Consider the following 24,100-nt stretch of genomic DNA (forward strand, 5'->3'; position numbering starts at 1 on the left):
CGCCTAGCGATTCAGCAGGATTTCCAGCACGAACTTGCTGCCGAAATACGCCAGCAGCAACAGAGCACAGCCACCCAGGGTCCAACGTACGGCGCGCATGCCACGCCAGCCGAAACGGTAGCGGCCCACCAGCAGCGTCGTGAAGATGACCCAAGCCCCCAGCGATAGCACGGTCTTGTGAGCCAGGTGCTGGGCAAACAGGTTGTCCAGGAAGATCAGACCACTGGCGATGGATATCGTGAGCAGCAGAATGCCCGCCCATACCAGCTCGAACAGCACCCGCTCCATGGTGGTCAGCGGTGGCAGTGACTGCACGATGCCGCGTATGTGGTGATGACGCAGGGCCTGGTTTTGTAGCCCCACCAGTACCGCCTGTACGGCGGCGATGGCCAGCACGGCGAAGGCCAGGGCCGAGCTGACCGCGTGCAGCAGGATGCCGGGGGTCAAGCCGCTGTGGCTACCCTGGCTGGGCAGCCAGGTGGCGACGATCAGCGCGATGCCCGCCAGCGGAAACAGCACGATACCGGCGTTCAAGACGGGCTTGAACAGGCTGGCCACCAGCACCACGTTGACCGCCACGGCCATCAATAGCGTGGCGCTGGTGGTGAAGCCCGGCAGCAAGCCGGGGGCGGCGCCCACCAGCTTGACCACCACGGGAATATGCAGCAGCAGGCCAAGGGCGCCCAACAGGCGCACCATGCCCTGGCGTGGCGGCACGCGGCGAAACAGCGTCATGCCCTGCCAGATGGCAGCAGCAACATAGAGTACAAAAGCAATCGTGGCGAAAGGTAGCGCCTGCATGATGCTATCCGTGCGCCTGGCAGCGCGTCATGGGGTAAACGTGGCGACCGGCCAAACGTTTCTGCAAAACGTCGCAGGGCCCGGTCACTGCCGCTTCTTCTAAAGCGGTACTGCTACTATAACGAATCATGGCAGCATCGCACAGTCATGGCTAGCCAACGCTTGCGGCCATGGAGACTGACGGCGTGAGCGCGTATAATCGATGTCACATTCGTCCGGTGAAGACACCCGGCGACAGCGACGGAGGCAGAGGCCCCATGTTTCAGAATTTGAGCGAGCGTCTATCCCAGACGCTGAAGTCTATCAAGGGTCAGGCGCGCCTGACCGACGACAACATCAAAGACACGCTGCGAGAAGTGCGCAAGGCGCTGCTCGAGGCCGACGTGGCGCTGCCCGTGGTCAAGGCGTTCATCGATCGGGTGCGTGAACGTGCGGTAGGCCAGGAAGTCTCCAAGAGCCTGTCGCCGGGTCAGCAGTTCGTCAAGATCGTCCAGCAGGAGCTGGAAGCCATCATGGGCGAGGCCAATGAAGGCCTCTCCCTGAAAGGCTCTCCTGCCGTGGTGCTGATGGCAGGTTTGCAGGGCGCGGGTAAAACCACCTCGGTGGCCAAGCTGGCCCGCTACCTGCGCGAGCGCGAAAAGAAGAAAGTGCTGGTGGTTTCGGCAGACGTCTATCGCCCTGCGGCCATCGACCAGTTGGAAACCCTCGCCAAAGAGGTGCAGGTAGATTTCTATCCGTCGCGCTCTGACGAAAAGCCGGTGGATATCGCCACGGCAGCCATCAAACACGCCAAAATTCAGTTCCATGACGTCGTGCTGGTAGATACCGCTGGCCGCCTGGCCATCGACGACGCCATGATGGCCGAAATTCAGGCCCTGCATAAAGCCATCGAACCCCAGGAAACGCTGTTCGTCGTCGACGCCATGACCGGTCAGGATGCGGTGAATACCGCCAAGGCCTTCCATGAAGCGCTGCCGCTGACCGGCGTCATTCTGACCAAGGCCGACGGCGATGCCCGTGGCGGTGCCGCGCTGTCGGTGCGCCACGTGACCGGCAAGCCGATCAAGTTCATGGGGGTGGGTGAAAAGGTCGATGCCCTGGAGCCCTTCCATCCTGATCGCGTAGCCTCGCGCATTCTGGGCATGGGCGACATGCTGTCGCTGATCGAAGAAGCCGAGCGCACCGTCGACAAGGACAAGGCCGCGAAGCTGGCCAGTAAGGTCAAGAAAGGCGATGGTTTCGACCTGGAAGACTTCCGCGACCAGCTCCAGCAGCTCAAGAAAATGGGCGGCATGGGCGGCCTGTTGGGCAAGCTGCCGGGCATGGGTCAGATGGCAGAGATGGCCCAGGGCCCCGGGCCAGAAAAGGAGCTGGGCAAGCTGGAGGCGCTGATCAACTCCATGACGCCCAAGGAGCGCCGCAAGCCCGATATCATCAACGGTTCGCGCAAGCGCCGCATCGCGGCAGGTGCCGGACTTCAGGTGCCGGACCTGAACCGGCTGCTGAAGCAGCACAAACAGATGCAAAAGATGATGAAGAAAGCCGGCCAGAAGGGCGGCATGCAGAAGATGATGCGTGGCATGTCCGGCATGATGGGCGGTAAAGGCCCCGGCGGCCCAGGTGGCCCCGGCGGTATGGGAGGCATGGGCGGAATGGGTGGCCCGGGTGGTTTGCCCTGGCGCTGAGCCCGCCTGATGCCCCTTTGCAAGGTTGACGGCCTGTGAGTTTTCTGGCTGTCAGGCTTTCCAAGCAGGTCGCATTTGCGTAGAATGCGGCCTCTTCATGTTTGGGTGTTGCTGAAAAGTGCTCTGGCACTGGGCGATATTCCATGGATGAAGGTCCTGAAGGTGCCCTCTGCTGGGCCAGGCAAGCGTTTCGCAAGCCCTGGTGAGGCAGGAGCACTAAGAAAACAGTATGACGAGTGTTCTGATAGCGCATTGGCGCTATGCCCCACTCGCGTAACCTCAACCGAAGGATAGTTATCGTATGGTTACCATTCGTTTGGCACGTGGTGGCGCCAAGAAGCGTCCCTTTTATCACCTGACCGTGACCGACTCTCGCAACGCCCGTGACGGCCGTTTCATCGAGCGTATCGGTTTCTTCAACCCGGTTGCCCGTGGTCAGGAAGAGCGTCTGCGCGTTGATCTGGACCGTGTGACTCACTGGCAGAGCCAAGGCGCCCAGCTGTCTGGTCGCGTTGCCGAGCTGGTCAAGGAAGCACGCAAGCAGGCGTAAGCCTGAGCGTTGTGTGAGATATCGCCGTTCATCAATGCTGTTGTGGAGTGGTCGTCAATGACGCGTTTTGAAACCAGCCCGACTGACGACACGCACGTTGTGCTTGGTAAGCTGACCAGCCCTCACGGGATCAAAGGTTGGCTGAAGGTCTACTCCTATACCAATCCCATGGACAGCATTCTGGAATACCCTGAGTGGTGGGTGCGTCAAGGTAATACGTTGACCCCCATGCGCGTCGTTCAGGGCAGTCGGCAAGGCAAGGGACTGGTTGTGCAACTGAAAGGGGTCGATGACCGTACGGCGGCCGAAGCGCTGGCCCAGGCGGATATTCTGATGCCCAAGGACGCACTGCCCGAGCTTTCCGACGATGAGTATTACTGGCATGAGCTCGAGGGCCTCGCGGTCTTTACTCAGTCAGGCGAGCGGCTGGGACGGGTCAGCTACCTGTTCGAGACCGGCGCAAACGATGTCATGGTGGTACGTGGAGACGACGACGCAATCGACAAGCGAGAGCGATTGTTGCCTTTCCTGCCCGATGACGTGATCGTTGAGATCCACCTGGAAGAGGGCCGTATGGTCGTCGACTGGGACCCCGAGTTTTGATGAGCCAGAACGCTTTGACGGAACGAGCGGAAGCGGATGCGACGATGACTTCACCGGCACCCGTGGAAAGTGCGACAGACGCGCCCGCCATGTGGATTGGCGTGGTATCGCTGTTCCCTGACATGTTCGATGCGATTACCCAGCAGGGTGTGATCGGTCGAGCCGTCGAGAAGCAGCAGATTGCCCTGGAGTTCTGGAATCCACGCGACTACGCCACCGACCGCCATCGCAGTGTCGATGATCGCCCTTACGGGGGTGGCCCCGGCATGCTGATGAAGGTCGATACCCTCAGGGCTGCGATTGCCGATGCCCGCCAGCGCGCGGAGCAGGCAACCGGTTTTACGCCCACCGTGATCTACTTGTCGCCCCAGGGGCGCAAGCTCGATCAGCAGGGAGTTCAGGCGCTGGCCGCCGCAGGACCCCTGGTGGTGGTTGCCGGACGCTACGAAGGTATCGACGAGCGTGTGGTGGAGAGTGACATCGATGAAGAGTGGTCGATCGGTGATTATGTGCTCAGTGGCGGCGAACTGCCGGCCATGGTGCTGATCGACGCAGCGGCAAGGCTGATACCCGGTGTACTGGGTCATCAGGACTCCGCTATCGAGGACTCGTTTAACGACGGCCTGCTGGACTGCCCGCACTATACTCGCCCGGAAGTGATCGACGGGCGCAAAGTGCCTGACGTGCTGTTGAGCGGTAACCATGCCGCCATCAAGCGCTGGCGGTTGAAGCAGTCTCTGGGGCGTACTTGGCAGCGTCGACCTGACCTGCTGAGCGGACGTACCCTGAATGCCGAGCAGCAACGGCTGCTGGATGAGTTCATCGAGGAACACGCCTCGTCTGTGGTGTCGACAACGACACCCTAGAGGATGGCGGCGGTGCAGGGCGAAGGCGTTGGCCAGCGCACCTGTGTCACCCATAACGACTCCCGCGTGGCTCGCTTCGAGCGCCGGGATCACGGTTTGCCCCTTCCACAACTGCGCGGCAAACCACTACGTTATTTAGGAGCATGAAGATGAGCAGCAAGAACAAGGTGATCCAGGCGATCGAAGCCGAGCAAATGAGCAAAGAGATTCCTGCTTTTGCACCGGGCGACACCGTTGTCGTTCAGGTTAAAGTAAAAGAAGGTACTCGCGAGCGTCTGCAGGCGTTTGAAGGTGTGGTCATCGGCAAGCGTAACCGTGGCCTGAACTCCGCTTTCACCGTGCGCAAGATTTCTCACGGTGTTGGCGTTGAGCGTACTTTCCAGACTTACAGCCCGCTGGTTGACTCCATCGAAGTCAAGCGTCGCGGTGACGTTCGTCAAGCCAAGCTTTACTACCTGCGTGAGCGTAGCGGTAAATCTGCACGTATCAAGGAAAAGCTGGTTTAATCACCACGCTTTCACGGGCGCTTGGCGCTCGGATACGGAAAACCCCGTTACCGCTTTGCGGAGCGGGGTTTTTGTTTATCGTTCTAGCATGAGACCGTTTGCGTATGAGCATGATCGATGCCTATCTGGACGCCCTTTGGCTGGAACAGGGTGCCAGTGACCATACGCTAGCGGCCTACCGGCGCGACTTGACGGCCTGGCAGCAGTGGTTGGCGGAGGAGGGCGAGACGCTGTTGACGGCCTCGCCGGATCGCCTGGGCGTGTGGCTCGACCAGCGCCGTGAGCAGGGGTATCAGCTGCGCAGCAATGCGCGCCTGGTGTCGTCGCTGCGCAGCTTTTATCGCTGGGCGCGGCTGTACGGACATATCGATGCCGACCCGTTGGCCCGAGTGGCGCTTCCACGGGTGCGCCCCAGCCTGCCCAACACGCTGGAAGAGGACGAAGTGGAGCGGCTGCTGCTGGCGCCGGACATCGAAACGCCGCTGGGCGTGCGTGATCGCGCCATGCTGGAGCTGCTCTACGCCTGTGGGCTGCGGGTTTCCGAGCTGGTGGGTTTGACCGGCGATGCAGTGAACCTGCGCCAAGGGGTGGTGCGGGTGCGAGGCAAGGGCGACAAGGATCGCCTGGTGCCCATGGGAGAGGAGGCTGCCGAGTGGCTGGAGCGCTACCTGCGCACGGCGCGTCCTGCCTTGATGCAGGACCCGACGCGGCCCGCACTGTTTCCCGGTCGGGGTGACCGTGCCATGACTCGCCAGACCTTTTGGCACCGTATCAAGGCCCACGCCATCACGGCTGGTATCTCGAGGCCACTGTCGCCGCATACGCTGCGTCATGCGTTTGCCACCCACTTATTGAATCATGGTGCCAATTTACGTGTCGTACAGCTGCTGCTGGGTCATAGCGATCTATCGACCACGCAAATTTATACGCACGTCGCCCAGGCGCGCCTGGAGCAGCTGCATGCCGACCACCATCCAAGAGGTTGAGAAAACAATGCGTCAACGTATGCCTGAATGTGTAGCATCCCGTGCCCCCTGGTGGGTGCTGGCAATCAGCCTGCTGCCCTCGCTGGCCCTGGCGGACGCCACGGCCGACCGCCTGGCCGAAAGCCTGAGCGTCAATGGCCAGCCGATGCCGGTAGAGCAGGTCAGCGTCACGCCGATGGAAGGCATCTACCATGTGCGCCTGGAGAGCGGTGAGTCGTTCTACTCCAATGCCGATGGCAGCCACTTTCTGGTGGGGGATCTGTTTGAAAACGCCGATAATGGGCTGGTCAACCTGACCGAGCAGTCGCGCAATCTGCAGCGGGCCGAGGCGCTGGCCGCGGTTCCCGAAGACGAGCGTGTCATTTTTCGCGGCGTCGGTGAGCCCAGGGCAACGGTCATCGTGTTTACCGACCCTACCTGCCCTTACTGTGAGCGTCTTCACGAGACGATTCCAGAGCTCAACGAGCGCGGGATTGCGGTACACTATCTGGCCTTCCCGCGCGCGGGCATGAGCAGCGCCGCTGCGGAAACGCTTCAGCAGGTATGGTGCTCCGACAATCGCAGCGAAGCGATGAATCAGGCCAAGGAGCGGCTGGCCATTGGCGCCAGTGCGCGGTGTGACAACCCGGTGGCCGAGCAGTATGCGCTGGGCCAGGCGCTCGGGGTTCAAGGTACCCCTGCCATCGTGCTGCCCAGCGGCCAGATGGTGCCGGGTTTTGTGCCTGCCGAGCGGCTGGTGGCCATGTTAGGCTTGGAAGATGAATAACGTCACCCGAGTGACGAACATAGCGCTGAGACACTGAATCACGAGGCGGTGCCCAAGGGCGCCCAACACGAAAGGGGAAGTATTTTGAAACCGGTAAGAGTAGGCATTTGTGGGCTAGGTACGGTCGGTGGTGGCACGTTCAACGTGCTGACGCGTAATGCGGACGATATCAGTCGCCGCGCGGGCCGTCCCATCGTCATCGAACAGGTCGCTCACCGCAGTATTCATGCTGACTGCGATATTACCGGCATCAACGCCACCACCGACGTGTTCGCAGTGGCCAACAACCCCAACGTGGACGTGCTCGTCGAGCTGATCGGTGGCTACGACATCGCCCGTGAGCTGGTGCTGACGGCCATTGCCAATGGCAAGCACGTGGTGACGGCCAACAAGGCGCTGATCGCGGTGCACGGCAACGAGATCTTCCGCGCGGCCCACGAAAAGGGCGTGATCGTGGCGTTCGAGGCGGCGGTGGCTGGCGGTATTCCCGTCATCAAGTCCCTGCGTGAGGGGCTGGGTGCCAACCGTATCGAGTGGGTGGCCGGTATCATCAACGGCACCGGCAACTTCATCCTGACCCACATGCGTGACGATGGCCGTGCCTTTGAAGACGTGTTGGCCGAGGCCCAGGCGCTGGGCTACGCGGAAGCCGACCCCACCTTCGACGTGGAAGGCATCGATGCGGCGCACAAGCTGACCATTCTGGCCTCCATTGCCTACGGCGTGCCGCTGCAGTTTGAAAAAGCCTTTACCGAAGGCATCTCGCGGATCACCGCCGAAGACGTGGAGCAAGCCGACAACCTTGGCTATGTGATCAAGCACCTGGGCATTTCCAAGCGTACCGATCAAGGGCTGGAGCTGCGGGTGCATCCCACGCTGATTCCAAAAGAGCGTTTGCTGGCCAATGTCCATGGGGTGAAAAACGCCATCGCGGTCATGGGCGATGCCGTCGGCCCGACGCTCTATTACGGCGCCGGTGCCGGTGCCGAGCCAACGGCTTCGGCCGTGGTGGCCGACCTGCTGGACGTGGCGCGTGATATCGCCACCGACCACCACTATCGAGTGCCTTACCTGGCGTTCAGCGGCATCGACGAAGACGTCAGCCAGCTGCCGATCATGCCCATGGAAGAGATCACCACGGCCTACTACCTGCGCTTGCTGGCAGTGGACCGTCCTGGTGTGCTGGCGCGTGTGGCGACGATTCTTGCCGAGCAGGGCATCTCCATCGAAGCGCTGATCCAGAAAGAGGCCACCGAAGGCGAGCTGGTACCGATCATTCTGCTGACCCATCGCACCAAAGAGCGCCAGATGAACGCAGCGATCCGCGAAATCGAGGCCATGGCCGATATCGCAGGCCCCGTCACCCGCATTCGTGTGGAAGCTCTGGACGAAGGAGAGTGAGCATGCGCTACGTCAGTACTCGCGGTCAGGCCCCCGCGCTTTCGTTCGAGGAAGTCGTGCTCACCGGCATGGCCAGCGACGGCGGCCTCTACGTGCCGGAAAGCGTCCCGACCTTCAGCCGTGAAGAGCTGGCCAGCATGGCCGGGCTCTCCTATGCCGAGATCGCCTTCCGGGTCATGAAGCCCTTCGTCAACGGCGAGATCGACGACGAGACGTTCCATGGCCTGGTCACCGATGCCTACGCCACGTTCAATCACGACGCGGTGCTGCCGCTGAAGCAGCTCGACGCCAACCACTTCCTGCTGGAGCAGTTCCACGGGCCCACGCTGGCGTTCAAGGACGTGGCACTGCAACTGCTGGGGCGGCTGTTGGATCACTTCCTGAAAAAGCGTGACGAGCGTGCGGTGATCATGGGCGCCACGTCCGGGGATACCGGCTCGGCGGCCATCGAAGGCTGCCGCCACTGCGACAACCTGGATATCTTCATTCTGCACCCCCACAACCGCGTGTCGGAAGTGCAGCGTCGTCAGATGACCACGGTACTGGCAGACAACGTGTTCAACGTGGCCATCGAGGGCAACTTCGACGATGCCCAGGCCATGGTCAAGGCCAGCTTTGCCAACCAGGGCTTCCTGAACGGCACCCGGCTGGTGGCGGTGAATTCGATCAACTGGGCGCGCATCATGGCCCAGATCGTCTACTACGTGGCCGCCGGGGTCGCACTGGGCGCACCGCAGCGGGAAGTGAGCTTCTGTGTGCCATCGGCCAACTTCGGCAACGTCTTTGCGGGCTACATGGCCTACAAGATGGGGCTGCCAGTGAAGCAGTTCATCATTGCCACCAATGCCAACGACATTCTGCATCGTACCCTGGCGGCCAACGACTTCTCCAAAAAGGAGCTGGCTGCCACGCTAGCGCCCTCCATGGATATCGTCGTGTCGTCCAACTTCGAACGTCTGCTGTTCGATGCCTACGAGCGTGATGGCGACGCCGTGGCCGCCCTGCTGGAGCGCTTCCAGCAGGAGCCCACGGCGCTGGCCGATGCGCCGCTGGCCAAGCTGCGGGAAAAATTCGCCAGCTACAGCGTGGATGACGCCACGATTCTGGAAGTCATTCGCGAAGCCCATCGCCGCACGGGTGAGATTCTCGACCCCCATACCGCCACCGGTTATCGCGCGGCGGAGCGGGCGCGTCAGGATACCACCACGCCAATGATCACCCTGGCCACGGCCCACCCGGCGAAATTTGCCGAAGCCGTGGTCAAGGCGGGCTTCCAGGGCGTGCCGCTACCCACGCACATGAACGACCTGCTGGAGCGTGAAGAGCGCTACACCGTGCTGCCGGCAGAGCTGGGTGCGGTGCAGCAGTTCGTTGCCGACAACCGTCGCTGAGGTGGCATGACGACAGTGTCACCCCTCTCAGCCAGTCACCCTCGCCTCGAGCCTCGTCCTCTGGACGAGGCTGTTTACATGCGCGCCCAGGCGCAAGGGCTAAGCGAGCTGCAGGCGCGCCTGTTGGCGTCGCGGCTGCCCGGCTATACCGGCGAACTGACGCCGCTGGTGTCGCCCAGCCTGCGCTATCTGGTGCACCCTGAAAAGCTGGCCGATGGTCGGCGCGCCGCGGAGCGTATCGCCCAGGCCGTCGCCGAAGGCGAGTCCATCGGCATCCTGACCGATTACGATGTCGATGGCATCACCTCTCACGTGGTCATTCGGCGTACGCTGGTCGAGCTATTTGGCGTGCCCGAGCACAAGCTACACAGCTTAATTGGTCACCGCATTCACGACGGCTACGGCATCAGCCTGCCGCTGGTGGAGCGAACGCTCGGCTTGAAGCCGCTGCCCACGCTGGTGATCACCGCCGACTGTGGCAGCTCCGACGAGCCGCGGATCGCGCGCTTGAAAGCGGCGGGGATCGACGTGGTGGTCAGCGACCACCATGCGCTGCCCTTGGAAGGCCCGCCGCCCTCGGCTTACGCCTGCGTCAACCCCACCCGCAGCGACTGTCGCTATCCGGATAAAACCATCGCAGGCTGCATGGTGGCGTGGCTACTGATGTCACTGGCCCGTAGCGTGCTGGTGGAGTGGGGCGCGCTGCCGGATGCCACCCCCAAGCTCTCGCCCTGGCTCTCCTACGTGGCCCTGGGCACGGTGGCCGACTGCGTCTCGTTGGGGGGCAGCCCTGCCAACCGAGCGGTGGTCAGCCATGGGTTGACCCTGATCAACCGTATGGATGCCGCCTGCTGGCGCGCCATGGCCGCGCGGTTAGGGGCCGACAGTGTCCCGTTCAACGCCGAAACCCTGGCGTTTCAGATGGGCCCGCGCATCAATGCCCGCTCGCGGCTGGACGACCCCTATGCGGCGCTGCACTTCATGCTGGCCGAGAGCGACGGCGTCGCCAATCGGCAGTTGGAGGTGCTGGATCAGGATAATCAGTCGCGCAAGGCCATCGAAGCCGACATGACCGAGGAAGCCAAGGCGCTGGCGGTCGCGGCTCTGGAGGCCAATGAGCCCGCTATCGTGGTGCTGCTGGAAGACGGCCACCCCGGCGTGCAAGGGATCGTCGCTTCCCGCCTGGTACAGGCCTATGGCCGTCCGGCGCTGATACTGACGCGGGCCGCTGCACCCAACATGCTGACCGGTTCTGGCCGCTCCATCGACGGCCTGCATCTGCGCGACGCGCTGCAAAGAACCTTCGAGCTGGCACCAGAGGCGCTGCCGCGCTTTGGCGGGCACCGCGGTGCCGCAGGGGTCGGTGTGCCCAGGGAGCAGCTGGTGGCCTTCAAGGCGGCTTTTCTGCAGGCCGTTGGCGAGCAACTGGGCAACATGCCGCTCTACCCTCGCCTATGGACCGATGGCGAGCTGTCAACGGCCCAGCTTAGCCTGGCCACGCTGGAAGAGATCGAGACCCTGGGCCCCTATGGCCGGGAGTTCGAACCTCCGCTGTTCGAAGGACGCTTCATCGTGGAGGCGCTGCGCCCGGTGGGGGCCGAAGGCTCGCATCTGATGATGGAGCTTTCCATGGGAGCGGTGACCAGCAAGGCGATCTGGTTTCGCGCCCTGACGCCGGGCGAGCTGCCTTCGTTTGGGGTGGGCGACACCCTGCACTGTGCCTACAAGCTCAACCGCAACCGCTGGCGCGGTCGCGAGGCACTGCAATTGATGGTGGAGCACGCTAGCCCCGTTTGACGCGCTCCGCTATCCTCGCGTCCTTGGCCGATGCCCCGGCCGCTCCAACAATCCTAAAAAGGACGCATCGATGCGTATGGAAGATCTTCCCAAGGACCCCCACAAGCCCTACGAGGACGTGATGGCGATGCTGCTGGGCACGCTGTTCGTGGCGCTGGGAGTCACCCTGTATACCCACGCGGTGCTGCTGACAGGCAGCACCGCCGGGATGGCGCTGCTGCTGAATTACCTGAGCGGATGGGGGTTCGGTGTGTGGTTCTTTGCCATCAACCTGCCGTTTTACTATCTGGCCATCAAGCGCATGGGCTGGAGCTTTACGCTACGTACCTTTGCCGCCATTGGCCTGGTCTCGCTATTTTCCGAGTTGACCCAGCGCTGGGTCAGTTTTGAAAGCGTCCCTTCGCTGTACGCCGCCGTGATGGGCGGCGCGCTGATGGGCATTGGCATGCTGATGCTGTTTCGCCACCGCACCAGCCTTGGCGGCATCAACATTCTGGCGCTCTACCTGCAAGACAAGCATGGCCTGCGGGCAGGCTTTGTGCAGCTCGGCATCGACGCCGTGATCCTGCTGGTGGCACTCACCCAGCTACCCCTAGACCGCGTAGGCTACTCGGTGTTGGGGGCGCTGATGCTCAACTTGATTATCGCCCTGAACCACAAGCCAGGGCGTTATATCGGGGTTAGCTAAGCGGTTGCTAGTTAAGCCAAAACCACCAGACGATCAAGCCAATGACGGCGATACCCGCAAGATTGATCAGTAAACTCATACGGCCTCCTGCTGGGTGGGCTTCCATAACCGCAGGCGGTTGGCGTTGCTGACCACGGTGATGGAGGAGAGCGACATGGCCGCGCCCGCAATAATGGGTGACAGCAGCATGCCGGTCATGGGGTAGAGCACGCCAGCGGCAATCGGGATGCACAGCACGTTATAGCCAAACGCGCCGATCAGGTTCTGCTTGATGTTAGAGAGCGTGGCACGGCTCAGTTCAATCGCCGTGGCCACGCCGTGTAGTGAACCGCGCATCAGCGTAATACCGGCGCTCTCCATGGCGATATCGGTACCCTGGCCAATGGCAAAACCCACGTTGGCTCGGGCCAGCGCGGGGGCGTCGTTAATACCGTCGCCCACCATGCCGACCACTTCGCCCGCCGCTTGGCGGCGCTCAATTTCTGCGTGCTTGTCGTCAGGCGTCATACCTGCCTTGAACTCGCTAATGCCGACCTCGCGGGCCACCGCAGCAGCGGTATGCTCGTTATCGCCCGTCAACATCACCACGGTTAACCCATCATCCTGCAAGCGCTTCACGGCGGCGGCGGCATCTTTGCGCAGCGGGTCGCTAACGCCGAAGAGGGCGGCCAGCTTGCCATTCACCGCTAAATAAACCAGCGAGCGCGCCTTGGCTTCCAACTGGCGAATGCTCTCGTCTGCTGGGGAAAGATCAACGCCAGCCTCATCCAGTAGCCGCGCATTGCCTAGCAGCAGCGTGTCATTAGCTTGGCTGGTGCCTTTAACACCGCCGCCGGTCACGCTATCAAAGCTAGCCAGCGTATCGGGTCGGGCGCCTTGCTCTTCGGCGTAGGCCGTCAGCGCTTTGGCAAGGGGGTGCTCGGAGCGGCTCTCTAAGGCGGCCACCCAGGCCAGTACTTGGGTGCTATCATCGTGCAGCACCGTTGCCTCGGTGACGCGCGGTTTGCCTTCGGTCAGCGTTCCCGTTTTATCGACGACCAGCGTGTTCAGGCGGCTAGCGGTTTGCAGCGCTTCGCCGCTGCGCACCAGCACGCCATGCTCGGCGGCTTTGCCCACGCCAATCATGGTAGAGATCGGGGTGGCCAAGCCCAGCGCGCAGGGGCAGGCGATAATTAGCACGGTAGTAGCAGTAACCAGCATATGAATAGCCACCGGAGCGGGTCCGAGGTTGTACCAGGCAAGGGCCGTTAGCACCGCAATAATCATCACGGCGGGTACAAATATGCCTGAGATCGTATCGGCCAGCTCGCCAATCGGTGGGCGGGAGTTTTGTGCGCTGGCCACCTGCTCGGTAATGCGCCCCAAACGGGTATCGCGGCCGATGCGCGTGGCGCGGTACACCAAGCTACCGTTACCGTTCACCGTGCCCGCGCTTACGTCATCGTCCGCTGTTTTATGCACGGGCACCGGTTCGCCGGTAAGCATGGATTCATCGATATAGCTCTGGCCGTCGAGCACTACGCCATCCACCGGCAGCCGCTCACCGGGGCGCACGCGAATATGGTCATCCAGCGCTACATCGTCCACCGCGATTTCTTGTTCAACGCCGTCGCGTATCACCCGGGCGGTTTTCTCCTGCAGGTCGAGCAGCCGTTTAAGGGCGCTGCTGGTGCGACCGCGGGCTTTGAGCTCCAGTGCATTGCCCAACAAAATCAGGCCGATCACCATGGCAGAGGCTTCAAAATAGATGCCGTGAGCCACCTCAGGCAACCAGGGGGCAAAGAGCACCACCATCATGGAGTAGAGCCAGGCGGTGCCGGTACCCATGGCCACCAGGGTGTCCATGTTGGCTTGATGATGCTTGAGGTTCTTCCATGCATTCACAAAGAAGTGGCGGCCAGGAAAGACCAGAATGGCCAGGGTGAGCAGGCCAATCACCAGCCAGAACAAGCGCCCCATCCCCACCGGGTGTGGGTGATAGAAAAACATACTGAGCATGAGCGGTAGCGCCAAGGCGAGCGAGTAGGCACTACCCTTCAGGCGGATTTTATAGAGCCGCGCTTCTTGTTCTGCACGCGTCTCTTCGGCGGCGCGCATATCGACAATCGGTTCGGCGCGGTAGCCTGCGGCATCGACGGCGGCCAGCAGCGTTGCTACATCGACGTGGCCAAACACCTGGGCGGTATGGGTCGCGAAATTGACGCTGGCCGTATCCACGCCTTGTGCGCGTTCCAAGGCTTTCTGGACACTTTTGACACAGCTGGCGCAGGTCATGCCGGTGATGGCCAGGCGTATTCGCTGGCTGCCCTGGTGGGAGCGTGGCGTGTCAGCCGTGTGGGCCGCTGCCGTCGAGTCGTTACCTTCGGCCTCGGTTTTGGTGTCGTCAACAGCTGGCGGGGCCAGCTCGCTGGGAGGGTAGCCTGCCTTTGCCAGGGCGTCATCCAGAGCCGTCATGCTCAGGGTGGTGGTGACCTCCAGGCGTTTGTCGGCTGGAAAGCCGGTTACCTCGGCAGTGGCGTCCTCGGCGAGAATTGCTTCCCGCATGCGCTTGACGCAGCCCTGGCAGTTCATGCCGGGCACGGTGCGGGTCAGCGTTGTTGGCGGTGCGTGGCGTTGGGGCATGCTGCCTCCTCGGGAAAACTTTCGATCAAGCGGCACAGGCTGTGGCCATCGGGGGTGCCGTCGGGCATGGTCTGCCAGCTCTCCAGCGCCTGCTCCATGCGGTGCGCTAGCGCTTCCAGCTCGGCAATGCGCGCCCTGATTTGCGGCAGACGATGGGCCAGCAGGTCGCGTACCAGTGGGCAGGGCGAGTCGCCCTGGTCGGCATGGGCCAGAATGTCGCGTATTTCGGCCACGCTAAAACCCAGTTTGCGGGCGCGCTGAATGAAGTGCAGGCGCTCCAGGTCCCCAGCGGTGTAGAGCTGATAGCCATTGTCTGGATGCCTGCTCGGCGTCAAGAGGCCTTCACGGGTGTAGTGACGCACCGTTTCCGCCGTGACGCCACCGCGTTTGGCCAGTTCACCGACTTTGATGGCGCTCACGAAGCCTCCTTTTTGACATCGCTTTTGAAAAAGATAGTGTAAAACCCTTGGGTAACCCATAGGTCAAGGGCCGCCCTTATCTCCATCGAAATGACTAAAACACTGATTTCAAACGACCGTGCGACTAATGTATAAGTAAAAAACAAAATAAAACGCTCGTTTGCCTTTGAACCAAACCCTACATTGGGCGAAAATTTAGGTGTCAGAACAATGCGGATGGAACGCACCGTCCGACGGATCATCGGGAGAGAGGCCCACTATGTATAATAACTTTAAAAAGCTCACCCTGACCGCTGCAGTAGCAGCGGTAGCATTTGCCAGCCAAGCTAACGCAGGCGGGTACCAAATCAACGAACAGAGCGTTAGCGGCCAGGGGTATGGTCACGCAGGCCGTAGCTCAAACGTCAACGATGCAACGATTGTTTACGGTAACCCAGCGGGTATGTCGTTCCTGGATCGCGCTCAGGTGACGGCGGGCGGCACTTATCTGAACGTGAATACAGACATTCGTAACGTGGAAGCCAGCCGCACGCTTGATGCGGGCGTGGCGATGGGTGGCGCACCTGCCGGGGTGCAGGTGCCGATTGGTGGCGTACCCGGTACCAACGATGGCGACATGGTGCCAGGCACTCTCATACCCTTTGCTTTCTATGCTCAGCCGGTCAATGACCGCTTGGCCTTTGGCTTTGGCGTGTATGCTCCCTTTGGTGCTAAAACCGACTACGAAGATAGTTTCCAGGGCCGTTACTTTGGCGACTACACCGAAATCCGCGTGGTCAGTGCACAACCCACGGTTTCCTACCGCTTCAACGACCAGTGGTCGGTGGGTGCCGGTGTGACCTATAACCGTGTCGACGGTGAGCTGCGTCGTCAGCTGCCCACGGGGCCAGGGTTCGACCCGGCCACGGATGTCGATTCTCGCGTGGAAGGGGATGACGATGCCTGGGGTTACAACCTGGGAGTGATCTATCAGCCCGTTCCTGAAACCACGTTCGGCCTGACCTATCGCTCCAAGGTGGATTACACTTTGGATGGCACCTTCGTGGCGCGTGACCCTGCGGGCAACGTGGTGCGGGCGGATGATAATGCAACGCTGGATTTGACCACGCCTGAAACCATCAACTTCTCGTTGACGCAACAGATGAGTGATCGGCTGAAGCTGATGTTTGGCACTTCGTGGGTACGCTGGAGTCGCTTCGATCAGATTCTGGTCCAGGGCAGCCAGGGCGATACCATTACCCAGGAGCAGCAGGATTACTCCAACGCCTGGGCGTTCGCGACCGGCGGCGAGTACCAGTTGACGCCGCAGCTTGCCCTGCGTGCAGGCGTCACGCTCGACTTCACGCCCACCAGCGATGAATTCCGTAGCGTACGTATTCCGTCAGATGACCGGCGCATTTTCTCGATTGGCGCAGGCTGGAGCCCCACGCCAGACCTGACGCTTGATTTCGCCTACTCCTACCTGACCGAGGGTGGCACCTTCGTCGAGCAAGAGCGGCGCGACCTGCTGGCCAGCGCACAAACCGGCGGCCAGCCCATTGGCGGGGTGAACTACTCGGCTGACTACAAGAACGAAGCCCATGGCTTCGGTGCTCAGCTGACCTATCGGTTCTGATGTGACGGCTCGCGCTTACTGATCGACTGACCCGGCTTCGGCCGGGTTTTTTGCTTTCTCAGGGTGGGTGCGATTGGCAGCGGGTTTGGTTACAATGCCTGCCAGAATGTCGCCGTTGGGGTGGCTGGCACCGTCTCAGGTGGCCAGGCCACCCCAACGGCGACTGTCTCTTTTGCGGCGCGAGGCGACCCCGCGTCAGCGAGCTTTATTTACCGACCAAGATTAGGGCGATCCATGCTGGAAACCAACCCGATTCACAACCAGATCAAGGACCTGTCTGAGCGGACAGACGTTCTTAGGGGGTATCTTTGACTATGCCGAGCGTAAAGATCGGCTAGAAGAAGTTTCCCGCGAGCTCGAAGACCCCAACGTCTGGAACGACCCGGAATACGCCCAGAAACTGGGCAAGGAACGGGCCTCCCTGGAAGCCATCGTGGCCACCATCGACGAGCTGGAACAGGGCCTGGCGGATAGCCGCGACCTGTTGGAGCTGGCCGAGATGGAAGAAGACGAGGCCACGGTCGAGGAAGTCCGCAAGGAGCTGTCCGGGCTGCAAGATGCGTTGGAAAAACTCGAGTTTCGCCGCATGTTCTCGGGAGAAATGGACGAGAACAACGCTTATCTGGATATTCAGTCAGGATCGGGCGGCACCGAAGCTCAGGATTGGGCCAACATTCTGCTGCGCATGTACCTGCGTTGGGCCGAAAGCCACGGCTTCAAGACCGAGATCATCGAAATCTCTGCCGGGGAAGTCGCGGGCATCAAGTCGGCGTCGCTGCATATTCAGGGTGACTATGCCTTTGGCTGGCTGCGTACCGAAACCGGCGTCCATCGTCTGGTGCGCAAGAGCCCCTTCGACTCGGGTGGCCGTCGCCACACCTCGTTTGCCTCCGTCTTTCTGTCGCCAGAAATCGACGACAGCTTCGAGGTCGAGATCAACCCGTCGGACCTGCGCGTGGACACTTACCGCTCCAGTGGTGCGGGTGGCCAGCACGTCAACACCACCGACTCGGCGGTGCGGATCACCCACGAGCCCACCGGCATCGTGGTGGCCTGTCAAAACCAGCGTAGCCAGCATGCCAACCGCGACTTCGCCATGAAGCAGTTGAAAGCGAAGCTGTGGGAATTCGAAATGCAAAAGCGCAACGCTGCCAAGCAGGAAGCGGAAGACTCCAAGGCCGATATCGGCTGGGGTAGCCAGATTCGCTCTTACGTACTGGACGATCAGCGCATCAAGGATTTGCGCACCGGCGTTCAATCCAGCAACTGTGACAAGGTACTCGACGGCGATCTGGACCAGTTCATCATCGCCAGCCTGAAGCAGGGTCTGTAATCTTTTTAGCGTGTGAATTTGAATAGGGTGCCCGATGACCAACCAAGACGCGTCTTCTTTCGACAATGAAAATCACCTGATCGCCGAGCGCCGTGCCAAGCTCGCCGCCCGCCGTGAGCGGGCGGCAGAGCAGGGCAAGAGTGCCTTTCCAAACGACTTTCGCCGCGACAGCCTGACCGTAGAGCTACAGCAACTGCTGGGTGACAAGGACAAGGCCGAGCTGGAAGCGCTTGACCATCAGGCGTCGGTAGCGGGTCGTGTCATGCGCCAGCGTGGCCCCTTCATCGTGATTCAGGATGTGGCTGGCCAGATTCAGCTCTACGTGGACAAGAAAGGGCTGCCGGAAGACGTGCTGGAGGATATCAAGGGCTGGGACATCGGCGATATCGTCGCGGCCCGCGGCCCGGTGCACAAATCCGGCAAGGGCGACCTTTACGTCATGATGGTGGAAGCGCAGCTGCTCACCAAGAGCCTGCGCCCCCTGCCGGACAAGTTCCATGGCCTGACCGACCAGGAAGCGCGCTATCGTCAGCGTTACGTAGACCTGATCATGAACCCGCAGTCGCGCAAGGTATTCGAAACCCGTGCGGCGGTGATCAGCTCCATGCGGCGCTTCTTCGAAGCGCGCGGCTTCATGGAAGTGGAAACGCCCATGCTGCAGCCGATTCCCGGCGGCGCGGCGGCGCGCCCGTTTATTACCCACCACAATGCGCTGGATATCGATATGTATCTGCGTATTGCGCCGGAGCTTTACCTCAAGCGCCTGGTGGTGGGTGGTTTCGAGAAAGTGTTCGAGATCAACCGCAACTTCCGTAACGAAGGGCTCTCCACGCGCCACAACCCCGAGTTCACCATGGTGGAGTTCTACTGGGCCTACGCGGATTACCGCGACCTGCTGGACATGACCGAAGCCATGCTGCGCACGGCGGCTCAGGAAGTGCTGGGCACCACCACGCTTACCTACCAAGGGGCCAGCTACGACTTCGGCCAGCCCTTCAAACGCCTGACCCTGCGCCAGGCGATTCTGGATCACGGCGACGGCATTACCGAGGCCGACCTGGCGACGCTGGAAGCGGCCCGTGCGGCTGCCGAGAAGCTTGGTATCAAGGTGAAAGAGAGCTGGGGCCTGGGTAAGCTGCAGACCGAGATCTTCGAGGAAGTGGCCGAGCACAAGCTCGACCAGCCCACGTTCATTACCGAATATCCCGCCGAGGTGAGCCCCTTGGCGCGCCGCAACGACGCCGACCCGTTCGTCACCGACCGCTTTGAGTTCTTTGTCGGTGGGCGTGAAATCGCCAATGGTTTCTCGGAGCTGAACGACGCCGAAGACCAGGCGGAGCGTTTCCGTGAGCAGGCAGCCGAAAAAGACGCCGGGGACCTGGAAGCCATGTACTACGATGCCGACTACGTTCGCGCCCTGGAGTACGGCATGCCGCCCACGGCAGGCGAAGGCATCGGGATCGACCGGCTGGTGATGCTGTTTACCGACAGTCCCTCCATTCGAGACGTGTTGTTGTTCCCGGCGATGCGCCCCGAGGTTGATTAACGTTAAACGTCGCACGGGCGGACGAAAAGTTGGTAAGGGCGCGTTTTAGCGCCCATAATGGTCAACGTTTCGACGGCGAGGAGAATCCCATGAAACTGCTAAATCGCTCTGCCTTGAGCGTCAGGCCGACCCAGACCTTCGTGGACTGGATCAATGCGCTCGAACCCACCATGGGAGACGACGACCTGACCCTGGCCGACGTCGAGCGTGAAAGCACGGTGTATCTGATTCCCGAAATGGATACCCCGGAGGCGCTGGAGACGTTTGTCCGCGACCGGCACGTGGAGATTCTGGAAACCGAGCTGCGCGCCTGGGAAGAGGATGAGCGCCAGTGGCCCGAAAAGCTCGACTGGGCGCTGTTCGAGGATTTCCTGCGCGTCGAGCACAGCTATCTGGCCATCGACCTGGATGACGAGACGGCCCTCGAGATCTCTGACGTTGACGATGCCCTGCTGCTCGACAACGAACAAGATTAGCGTGCTATTATTTTTAGCGTAAGCGCACTGTGAAACCGGCTTCGGCCGGTTTCGCCGTTTCAGAGGGGTTGTTCAGGAAGTGATGACCATGCGACTGTTCGAAACTCGTCCAGGTGACGACGGCCTGCCCGGGCCAGAGCGACGGCTGGCCGTGCTGGCCTTGGTGACCGGTACCTTGATGGCGGTCATGGATACCACCATGATCAATCTGGCGTTACCGACGATTGCCGCCGACCTGGGCATCCCAGCGTCTCGGGCCGTCTGGATCACCAACCTGTTTCAAGTGGTATGCGCCGCCTTTTTGCTGGTGTTTGCCGGTATCAGCGAGCTGGTCACACGGCGGCGACTGTATCTGTTCGGCATCGGCCTGTTCATGGCCGCCTCGCTGGGGGCGGCGTTATCCCGCCAGTGGGAGTCATTGCTGGTATTTCGCGCCTTGCAAGGGCTGGGCGCTGCCGCCACCCTCTCCATAGGGCCATCGCTCTATCGAGCCATCTTCCCGTCGCGGCTGTTGGGCAGCGCGCTCGGCTTGAGTGCGCTGGTGGTGGCCGGGGGCTACGCGGCTGGCCCGACCTTGAGTGGCGTCATCCTGTCGTTCGCCGATTGGCCGTGGCTGTTTGCGCTGAACGTGCCCCTGGGGCTCTGCTCGCTCTGGCTGGCGGGCCGGGCCTTGCCGCGCGACACTCCCCGGCAAGGCGCCTTCGATACCCTGGGGGCGCTCTACTCCATGCTGATGCTGGCCAGCTTCTTCGTGGCCATGGACGCCGTCGGGCACGCTGCGCCCCTGTGGCAAAGCGGGGGCTGGGCACTGCTGGCCGTACTGGCTTGCGGGCTGTTTATCCGCCGCCAGCGGCACGCCCCTTATCCGCTGCTGCCGCTGAGCGTCTTTGCCGAAAAGCGTTTTACCCTGGCCGTGTCGGCTTCTGGACTGGCGTTTATCGGCCAAGGGCTGACCTTCGTGGCGCTGTCGTTTTTCTATCAGGAGCAGATGGGCTTTTCACCGCTGGAAACGGCCTGGCTGTTCACCCCGTGGCCGCTGGCTATCATGCTGGTGGGGCCGCTGGCAGGCAGGTTGGCAGACCGTATCAACCCTAGCTTGCTGTCGAGCACGGGCCTGGTGCTGCTGATCATCGGGCTGGTGGCGCTGGCGCAGGTCGATGAAGGCACGGGCGTGGCGGGAAGCCTGTGGCGCACGGCGCTGTGCGGCATCGGTTTTGGCCTGTTTCAGCCCCCCAACAACCGCGAAATGATGGGCAGCCTGCCGCCGGAGCGTAGCGCCAATGTGTCGGGAGTCATGAGCACCATGCGCACGGTCGGGCAGTCTTTCGGGGTGGCCCTGGTGGGGGCTGCCCTGGCGCTAGGGGCGCCCGTTCAGCTGACCCTTTGGCTGGGAGCGGCCACCACGCTTCTGGCGCTGCTGGCCAGCCTGTCGCGTATTCGCGTGGCGCAGCAGGCGTTATTGGCGCGGCGGGCATCGTCGGCTGGCAAGTAAGGGCGTACAATGGTGACGTTGCGGACAGAAGGAGAACGCCCCATGGCGATACAGACACAGATCGAGCAGAAGTTGGCGGCGCTGACCCCTGAGCTGCTCCAGGTCGAAAACGAAAGCCACATGCACAACGTGCCGGCCAACTCTGAAACGCATTTCAAGGTCACGCTGGTCAGCGACAGCTTCGAAGCCATGATGCCGGTGAAACGCCATCAGCAGATCTATGCGCTGCTGGCCGACGAGCTGTCGGGGCCGGTGCACGCTCTGGCGCTGCACCTCTACACGCCCACCGAGTGGCAGGCCCGGGGCGGTGCGCGCCCCGATTCGCCCCACTGTCGTGGCGGCGGAAAGTGACACCGGAAGCCGCGCGAAGGCACTATCTGGAGGCCATGGGCATTACCGCCTGGGCCTCCCGCTATCAACTGCCCAACGCGCTCCCCACGCAAGCCTGTGAATGGGAAGACGCCCCTGCCAAGGCGCCACCGCGCGAGCGCCTGCACGCCCTGCTGGACGATGCTCCGCCGCCGCGCCCACGGCCCGCTGCGGCAGAGGCCAGCGCCCCTGCGCCTGCCAGTTCCCATGCCGCCCCCCAGGCGGTGCGCGCGCTGCTGGGCGGCCAACCTGTCGAAGCGCCAGCGCCGCAAGCGCCAGACGATGCCGTATCCGAGACCCCCAAGGCAGTGGCCAAACCGCTGGAGTTCAGCCTGTCCTGCGTCTGTCTCGATGGCCGCTGGCTCAGCCTGTGCGAAGGCGACATGTCACCTCCCGAGCAGCAGCTGTTGGCCAATATGCTGCGTGCGGCAGGACTTTTGAAAGGTGAGCTGCCCACGGTGGTCACTTTCAAATGGCCGCCGATGGCCACTGCATTTACCCCAGAGGACCCGTTGGAAGAAGCCCGAGAGGGGCTGGCTGCCTTCGTCTCCGGCGCGGCCAGCCGTCAGGGCTGGGCGTTGGAAAGCGTGCTCTGGTGGGGCGCGAGCGATGCCGTAGAGGCATCGGCCATGGCGCAGGTGATGGCCCTGACCGATGGGCGTAGCCGCAGCTTGTCCTTGCCGGTATGGGAGGCGCCAGGGTTGTCGGCACTGATGCAGCAGGCCGGAGCCAAACGTGCCCTGTGGCCACGGTTGGTGGCATTGGGGCAGCAGTGGAGCTCGCATGATCACTCGGCTTGACGGCCAGCACGCCGAAGGAGTGTGCTCGCTCGAAGTGCAGGCGCGCAGCGGAGCAAGTCGCGCTCAGTTGCTGGCAGCGCTGCAGGACGAACAAGCCTGGGTGGCAGGGTATTGGCAAGAGAGTGTTCTGCTGGGCTATGCGCTGCTGGTCAGGCTGCCCTTCGATGCCGAGTTGCAGGCCATTGGCGTAAGCCCGGAGGCACAGGGGCAAGGGGTAGGGAGGCAGCTGCTGGACGCCTGCGTGGCCGCGGCCACGCAGTGGTCATCCGAGCGGCTATTGCTGGAAGTGCGCGCTGGCAACCAGCGGGCCATAGCGCTTTATCGTCGGGCGGGGTTCGCACAGGATGGGTGCCGTAAAGGCTACTACCCGGCCGCTGAAGGGACGACCGGGCGAGAAGATGCGCTGCTGATGTCGCGGTCGTTGCCTTAAGAGGCGCTGCCCCCTTCGATACCGTCGAACTTGCTCAGGACACCCTGCAGGCGACGCTCCCACTCTTCGCGCTCCTGCTTCAGCTGGCTGTTTTCATTGCGAAGCTCTTCGTTTTCCAACTTCATCATCTCCAACGCCTCGACGGTGTCGGTGACTTTCTGCTCCAACTGATTGAAAAGCTCCAGGCTCATGCCTACCTCCGGTGACGATCGGCAGGCAGCGGCCTGCCGACATGGGAATGAATAACGATGTCGATGCGCCGAGCGTAACGCTGCGGCGAGTCGTCGGCAAGCGCTTTACGCAGGCCCGCGACGATAGAGTCGGGCAACGCTTTCACCCGCCCGGGTTTCTCTATGCAACTGCCAGTTGGCCGGGACTTCCGGGGTTAGCGTGTGCTCGGTTTCGAGATAGATCATGGCATCGTTGGCCAGCCAGCCGCCTGCCTCCAGTTGGGCGCAGCAAGGTGCTGCCAGCCCCTGATGGAAGGGGGGGTCGAGAAACACCAGCGCCATGGGGTCGCCGGGCTGGGCGAGAAATGCCTGCGCCTCCTGGGTCACCACGTGCCCTTTGAGTGTGCCCAGGGTGGCCAGATTGTCGCCGATGAGTGACGCCACCGCCGGGGTGCGCTCGACGAAGGTCACGACAGCCGCCCCCCTGGAGAGCGCTTCGATACCCAGCGCACCGGTGCCTGCGAACAGATCGAGGACGCGCTGGCCGTAAAGCGCCTGGCCCAGCCAGTTGAACAGGGTTTCACGCACCCGGTCCGGCGTGGGGCGCAGTCCCGGCTGGTCGAGTACCGGCAGCAAACGGCGGCGGTAGTCACCACCAATGATGCGCAATTTTCCCGGTGGCCGAGTCGTGCCATGGGATGCAGAAGCGCCGCGAGGCGTTGAGCGAGAGGAGCGTTGTCGTTTCATGACGCGGATTGTAGCGGGCAACTTATCCAAAGTCTTGGCCT

At 62.0% G+C, this 24,100-nt stretch carries 24 protein-coding genes; 19 read left to right on the plus strand and 5 right to left on the minus strand.

Annotated features, from left to right (window positions below):
* Window positions 1–3: 3 nt before the first annotated feature.
* Window positions 4–801, minus strand: coding sequence for a cytochrome C assembly family protein (locus tag HSS18214_RS0114475; RefSeq protein WP_016915994.1), 798 nt, complete (start codon window positions 799–801; stop codon window positions 4–6).
* Window positions 802–1,058: 257 nt separating this feature from the next.
* Here HSS18214_RS0114475 and ffh point away from each other — a divergent pair, with 257 nt between their 5' ends.
* The 11 genes from ffh to HSS18214_RS0114535 all read left to right on the plus strand — a co-directional run bounded on the left by ffh (window position 1,059) and on the right by HSS18214_RS0114535 (window position 12,040).
* Window positions 1,059–2,486, plus strand: coding sequence for a signal recognition particle protein (ffh, locus tag HSS18214_RS0114485; protein ID WP_016915996.1), 1,428 nt, complete (start codon window positions 1,059–1,061; stop codon window positions 2,484–2,486).
* 301 nt (window positions 2,487–2,787) lie between these two features.
* The gene (gene rpsP / locus HSS18214_RS0114490) at window positions 2,788–3,036 is read left to right on the plus strand and encodes a 30S ribosomal protein S16 (protein WP_009098555.1); all 249 of its coding nucleotides are present in this window, start codon (window positions 2,788–2,790) and stop codon (window positions 3,034–3,036) included.
* Between the two features lie 57 nt (window positions 3,037–3,093).
* On the plus strand, window positions 3,094–3,639 hold the full coding sequence (gene rimM / locus HSS18214_RS0114495; RefSeq protein ID WP_016915997.1) for a ribosome maturation factor RimM: 546 nt from the start codon (window positions 3,094–3,096) through the stop codon (window positions 3,637–3,639).
* An 89-nt stretch (window positions 3,640–3,728) separates the two neighbouring features.
* Window positions 3,729–4,505, plus strand: coding sequence for a tRNA (guanosine(37)-N1)-methyltransferase TrmD (gene trmD, locus HSS18214_RS0114500; RefSeq protein ID WP_026001959.1), 777 nt, complete (start codon window positions 3,729–3,731; stop codon window positions 4,503–4,505).
* Between the two features lie 149 nt (window positions 4,506–4,654).
* Entirely contained in the window at window positions 4,655–5,011 is a 357-nt protein-coding gene (rplS, locus tag HSS18214_RS0114505) for a 50S ribosomal protein L19 (RefSeq protein ID WP_016915999.1), read from the plus strand.
* A gap of 104 nt (window positions 5,012–5,115) precedes the next feature.
* Window positions 5,116–5,997, plus strand: coding sequence for a site-specific tyrosine recombinase XerD (gene xerD / locus HSS18214_RS0114510; RefSeq protein ID WP_016916000.1), 882 nt, complete (start codon window positions 5,116–5,118; stop codon window positions 5,995–5,997).
* Window positions 5,972–6,763 (plus strand): DsbC family protein, encoded by a 792-nt coding sequence (locus tag HSS18214_RS0114515; RefSeq protein ID WP_016916001.1) that lies wholly within the window; start codon window positions 5,972–5,974, stop codon window positions 6,761–6,763. Before xerD ends, HSS18214_RS0114515 begins: the two co-directional genes overlap by 26 nt.
* An 84-nt stretch (window positions 6,764–6,847) precedes the next feature.
* Complete coding sequence (locus HSS18214_RS0114520) at window positions 6,848–8,164, plus strand: homoserine dehydrogenase (RefSeq protein ID WP_016916002.1); 1,317 nt, start codon at window positions 6,848–6,850, stop codon at window positions 8,162–8,164.
* A gap of 2 nt (window positions 8,165–8,166) precedes the next feature.
* Window positions 8,167–9,555: a threonine synthase gene (thrC, locus tag HSS18214_RS0114525; protein ID WP_016916003.1), complete on the plus strand. Its 1,389-nt coding sequence runs from the start codon at window positions 8,167–8,169 to the stop codon at window positions 9,553–9,555.
* Between the two features lie 78 nt (window positions 9,556–9,633).
* Window positions 9,634–11,352 carry a single-stranded-DNA-specific exonuclease RecJ gene (locus tag HSS18214_RS0114530; RefSeq protein WP_016916004.1) on the plus strand — a complete coding sequence of 573 codons (1,719 nt, stop codon included), beginning with the start codon at window positions 9,634–9,636 and terminating at the stop codon, window positions 11,350–11,352.
* 70 nt (window positions 11,353–11,422) lie between these two features.
* Complete coding sequence (locus HSS18214_RS0114535; protein WP_016916005.1) at window positions 11,423–12,040, plus strand: YitT family protein; 618 nt, start codon at window positions 11,423–11,425, stop codon at window positions 12,038–12,040.
* Between the two features lie 75 nt (window positions 12,041–12,115).
* Here the strand turns inward: HSS18214_RS0114535 and HSS18214_RS0114540 are convergent, their stop codons facing one another.
* Both HSS18214_RS0114540 and HSS18214_RS0114545 read right to left on the minus strand, forming a co-directional pair.
* Entirely contained in the window at window positions 12,116–14,662 is a 2,547-nt protein-coding gene (locus tag HSS18214_RS0114540; RefSeq protein WP_016916006.1) for a heavy metal translocating P-type ATPase, read from the minus strand.
* Window positions 14,629–15,072 carry a MerR family transcriptional regulator gene (locus HSS18214_RS0114545; protein ID WP_040461254.1) on the minus strand — a complete coding sequence of 148 codons (444 nt, stop codon included), beginning with the start codon at window positions 15,070–15,072 and terminating at the stop codon, window positions 14,629–14,631. Before HSS18214_RS0114545 ends, HSS18214_RS0114540 begins: the two co-directional genes overlap by 34 nt.
* A 268-nt stretch (window positions 15,073–15,340) precedes the next feature.
* Between HSS18214_RS0114545 and HSS18214_RS0114555 the strand changes: the two genes are divergently transcribed.
* The 8 genes from HSS18214_RS0114555 to rimI all read left to right on the plus strand — a co-directional run bounded on the left by HSS18214_RS0114555 (window position 15,341) and on the right by rimI (window position 23,142).
* The gene (locus HSS18214_RS0114555; protein WP_016916009.1) at window positions 15,341–16,696 is read left to right on the plus strand and encodes an OmpP1/FadL family transporter; all 1,356 of its coding nucleotides are present in this window, start codon (window positions 15,341–15,343) and stop codon (window positions 16,694–16,696) included.
* A 234-nt stretch (window positions 16,697–16,930) separates the two neighbouring features.
* Window positions 16,931–18,029 (plus strand): peptide chain release factor 2 gene (gene prfB, locus HSS18214_RS0114560; protein ID WP_156808529.1). Its coding sequence is split into 2 segments (ribosomal slippage): window positions 16,931–17,005 and window positions 17,007–18,029, totalling 1,098 coding nucleotides; the frame shifts between segments, so codons are not numbered across the junction.
* Between the two features lie 34 nt (window positions 18,030–18,063).
* Complete coding sequence (gene lysS / locus HSS18214_RS0114565; RefSeq protein WP_016916011.1) at window positions 18,064–19,575, plus strand: lysine--tRNA ligase; 1,512 nt, start codon at window positions 18,064–18,066, stop codon at window positions 19,573–19,575.
* A gap of 89 nt (window positions 19,576–19,664) precedes the next feature.
* A complete protein-coding gene (locus HSS18214_RS0114570; RefSeq protein ID WP_016916012.1) occupies window positions 19,665–20,051 on the plus strand; it encodes a hypothetical protein in 387 nt (128 codons plus the stop codon).
* A gap of 88 nt (window positions 20,052–20,139) precedes the next feature.
* Window positions 20,140–21,543 carry an MFS transporter gene (locus HSS18214_RS0114575; RefSeq protein WP_026001962.1) on the plus strand — a complete coding sequence of 468 codons (1,404 nt, stop codon included), beginning with the start codon at window positions 20,140–20,142 and terminating at the stop codon, window positions 21,541–21,543.
* A 42-nt stretch (window positions 21,544–21,585) separates the two neighbouring features.
* Window positions 21,586–21,894, plus strand: a complete 309-nt coding sequence (locus HSS18214_RS0114580; protein ID WP_016916014.1) for a BolA family protein — start codon at window positions 21,586–21,588, stop codon at window positions 21,892–21,894.
* Window positions 21,891–22,712: a hypothetical protein gene (locus HSS18214_RS0114585; RefSeq protein ID WP_026001963.1), complete on the plus strand. Its 822-nt coding sequence runs from the start codon at window positions 21,891–21,893 to the stop codon at window positions 22,710–22,712. Before HSS18214_RS0114580 ends, HSS18214_RS0114585 begins: the two co-directional genes overlap by 4 nt.
* Window positions 22,696–23,142, plus strand: coding sequence for a ribosomal protein S18-alanine N-acetyltransferase (gene rimI, locus HSS18214_RS0114590; protein WP_016916016.1), 447 nt, complete (start codon window positions 22,696–22,698; stop codon window positions 23,140–23,142). The genes HSS18214_RS0114585 and rimI overlap by 17 nt, the downstream gene beginning before the upstream one ends.
* Here rimI and HSS18214_RS0114595 read toward each other — a convergent pair.
* Window positions 23,139–23,333, minus strand: coding sequence for a cell division protein ZapB (locus tag HSS18214_RS0114595; RefSeq protein WP_016916017.1), 195 nt, complete (start codon window positions 23,331–23,333; stop codon window positions 23,139–23,141). The genes rimI and HSS18214_RS0114595 overlap by 4 nt on opposite strands.
* A 105-nt stretch (window positions 23,334–23,438) precedes the next feature.
* Window positions 23,439–24,059 (minus strand): 16S rRNA (guanine(966)-N(2))-methyltransferase RsmD, encoded by a 621-nt coding sequence (rsmD, locus tag HSS18214_RS0114600; RefSeq protein ID WP_026001964.1) that lies wholly within the window; start codon window positions 24,057–24,059, stop codon window positions 23,439–23,441.
* Between the last annotated feature and the right edge of the window lie 41 nt (window positions 24,060–24,100).

The organism is Vreelandella stevensii S18214, assembly GCF_000275725.1.
In the GTDB taxonomy this organism is placed as follows: domain Bacteria; phylum Pseudomonadota; class Gammaproteobacteria; order Pseudomonadales; family Halomonadaceae; genus Vreelandella; species Vreelandella stevensii.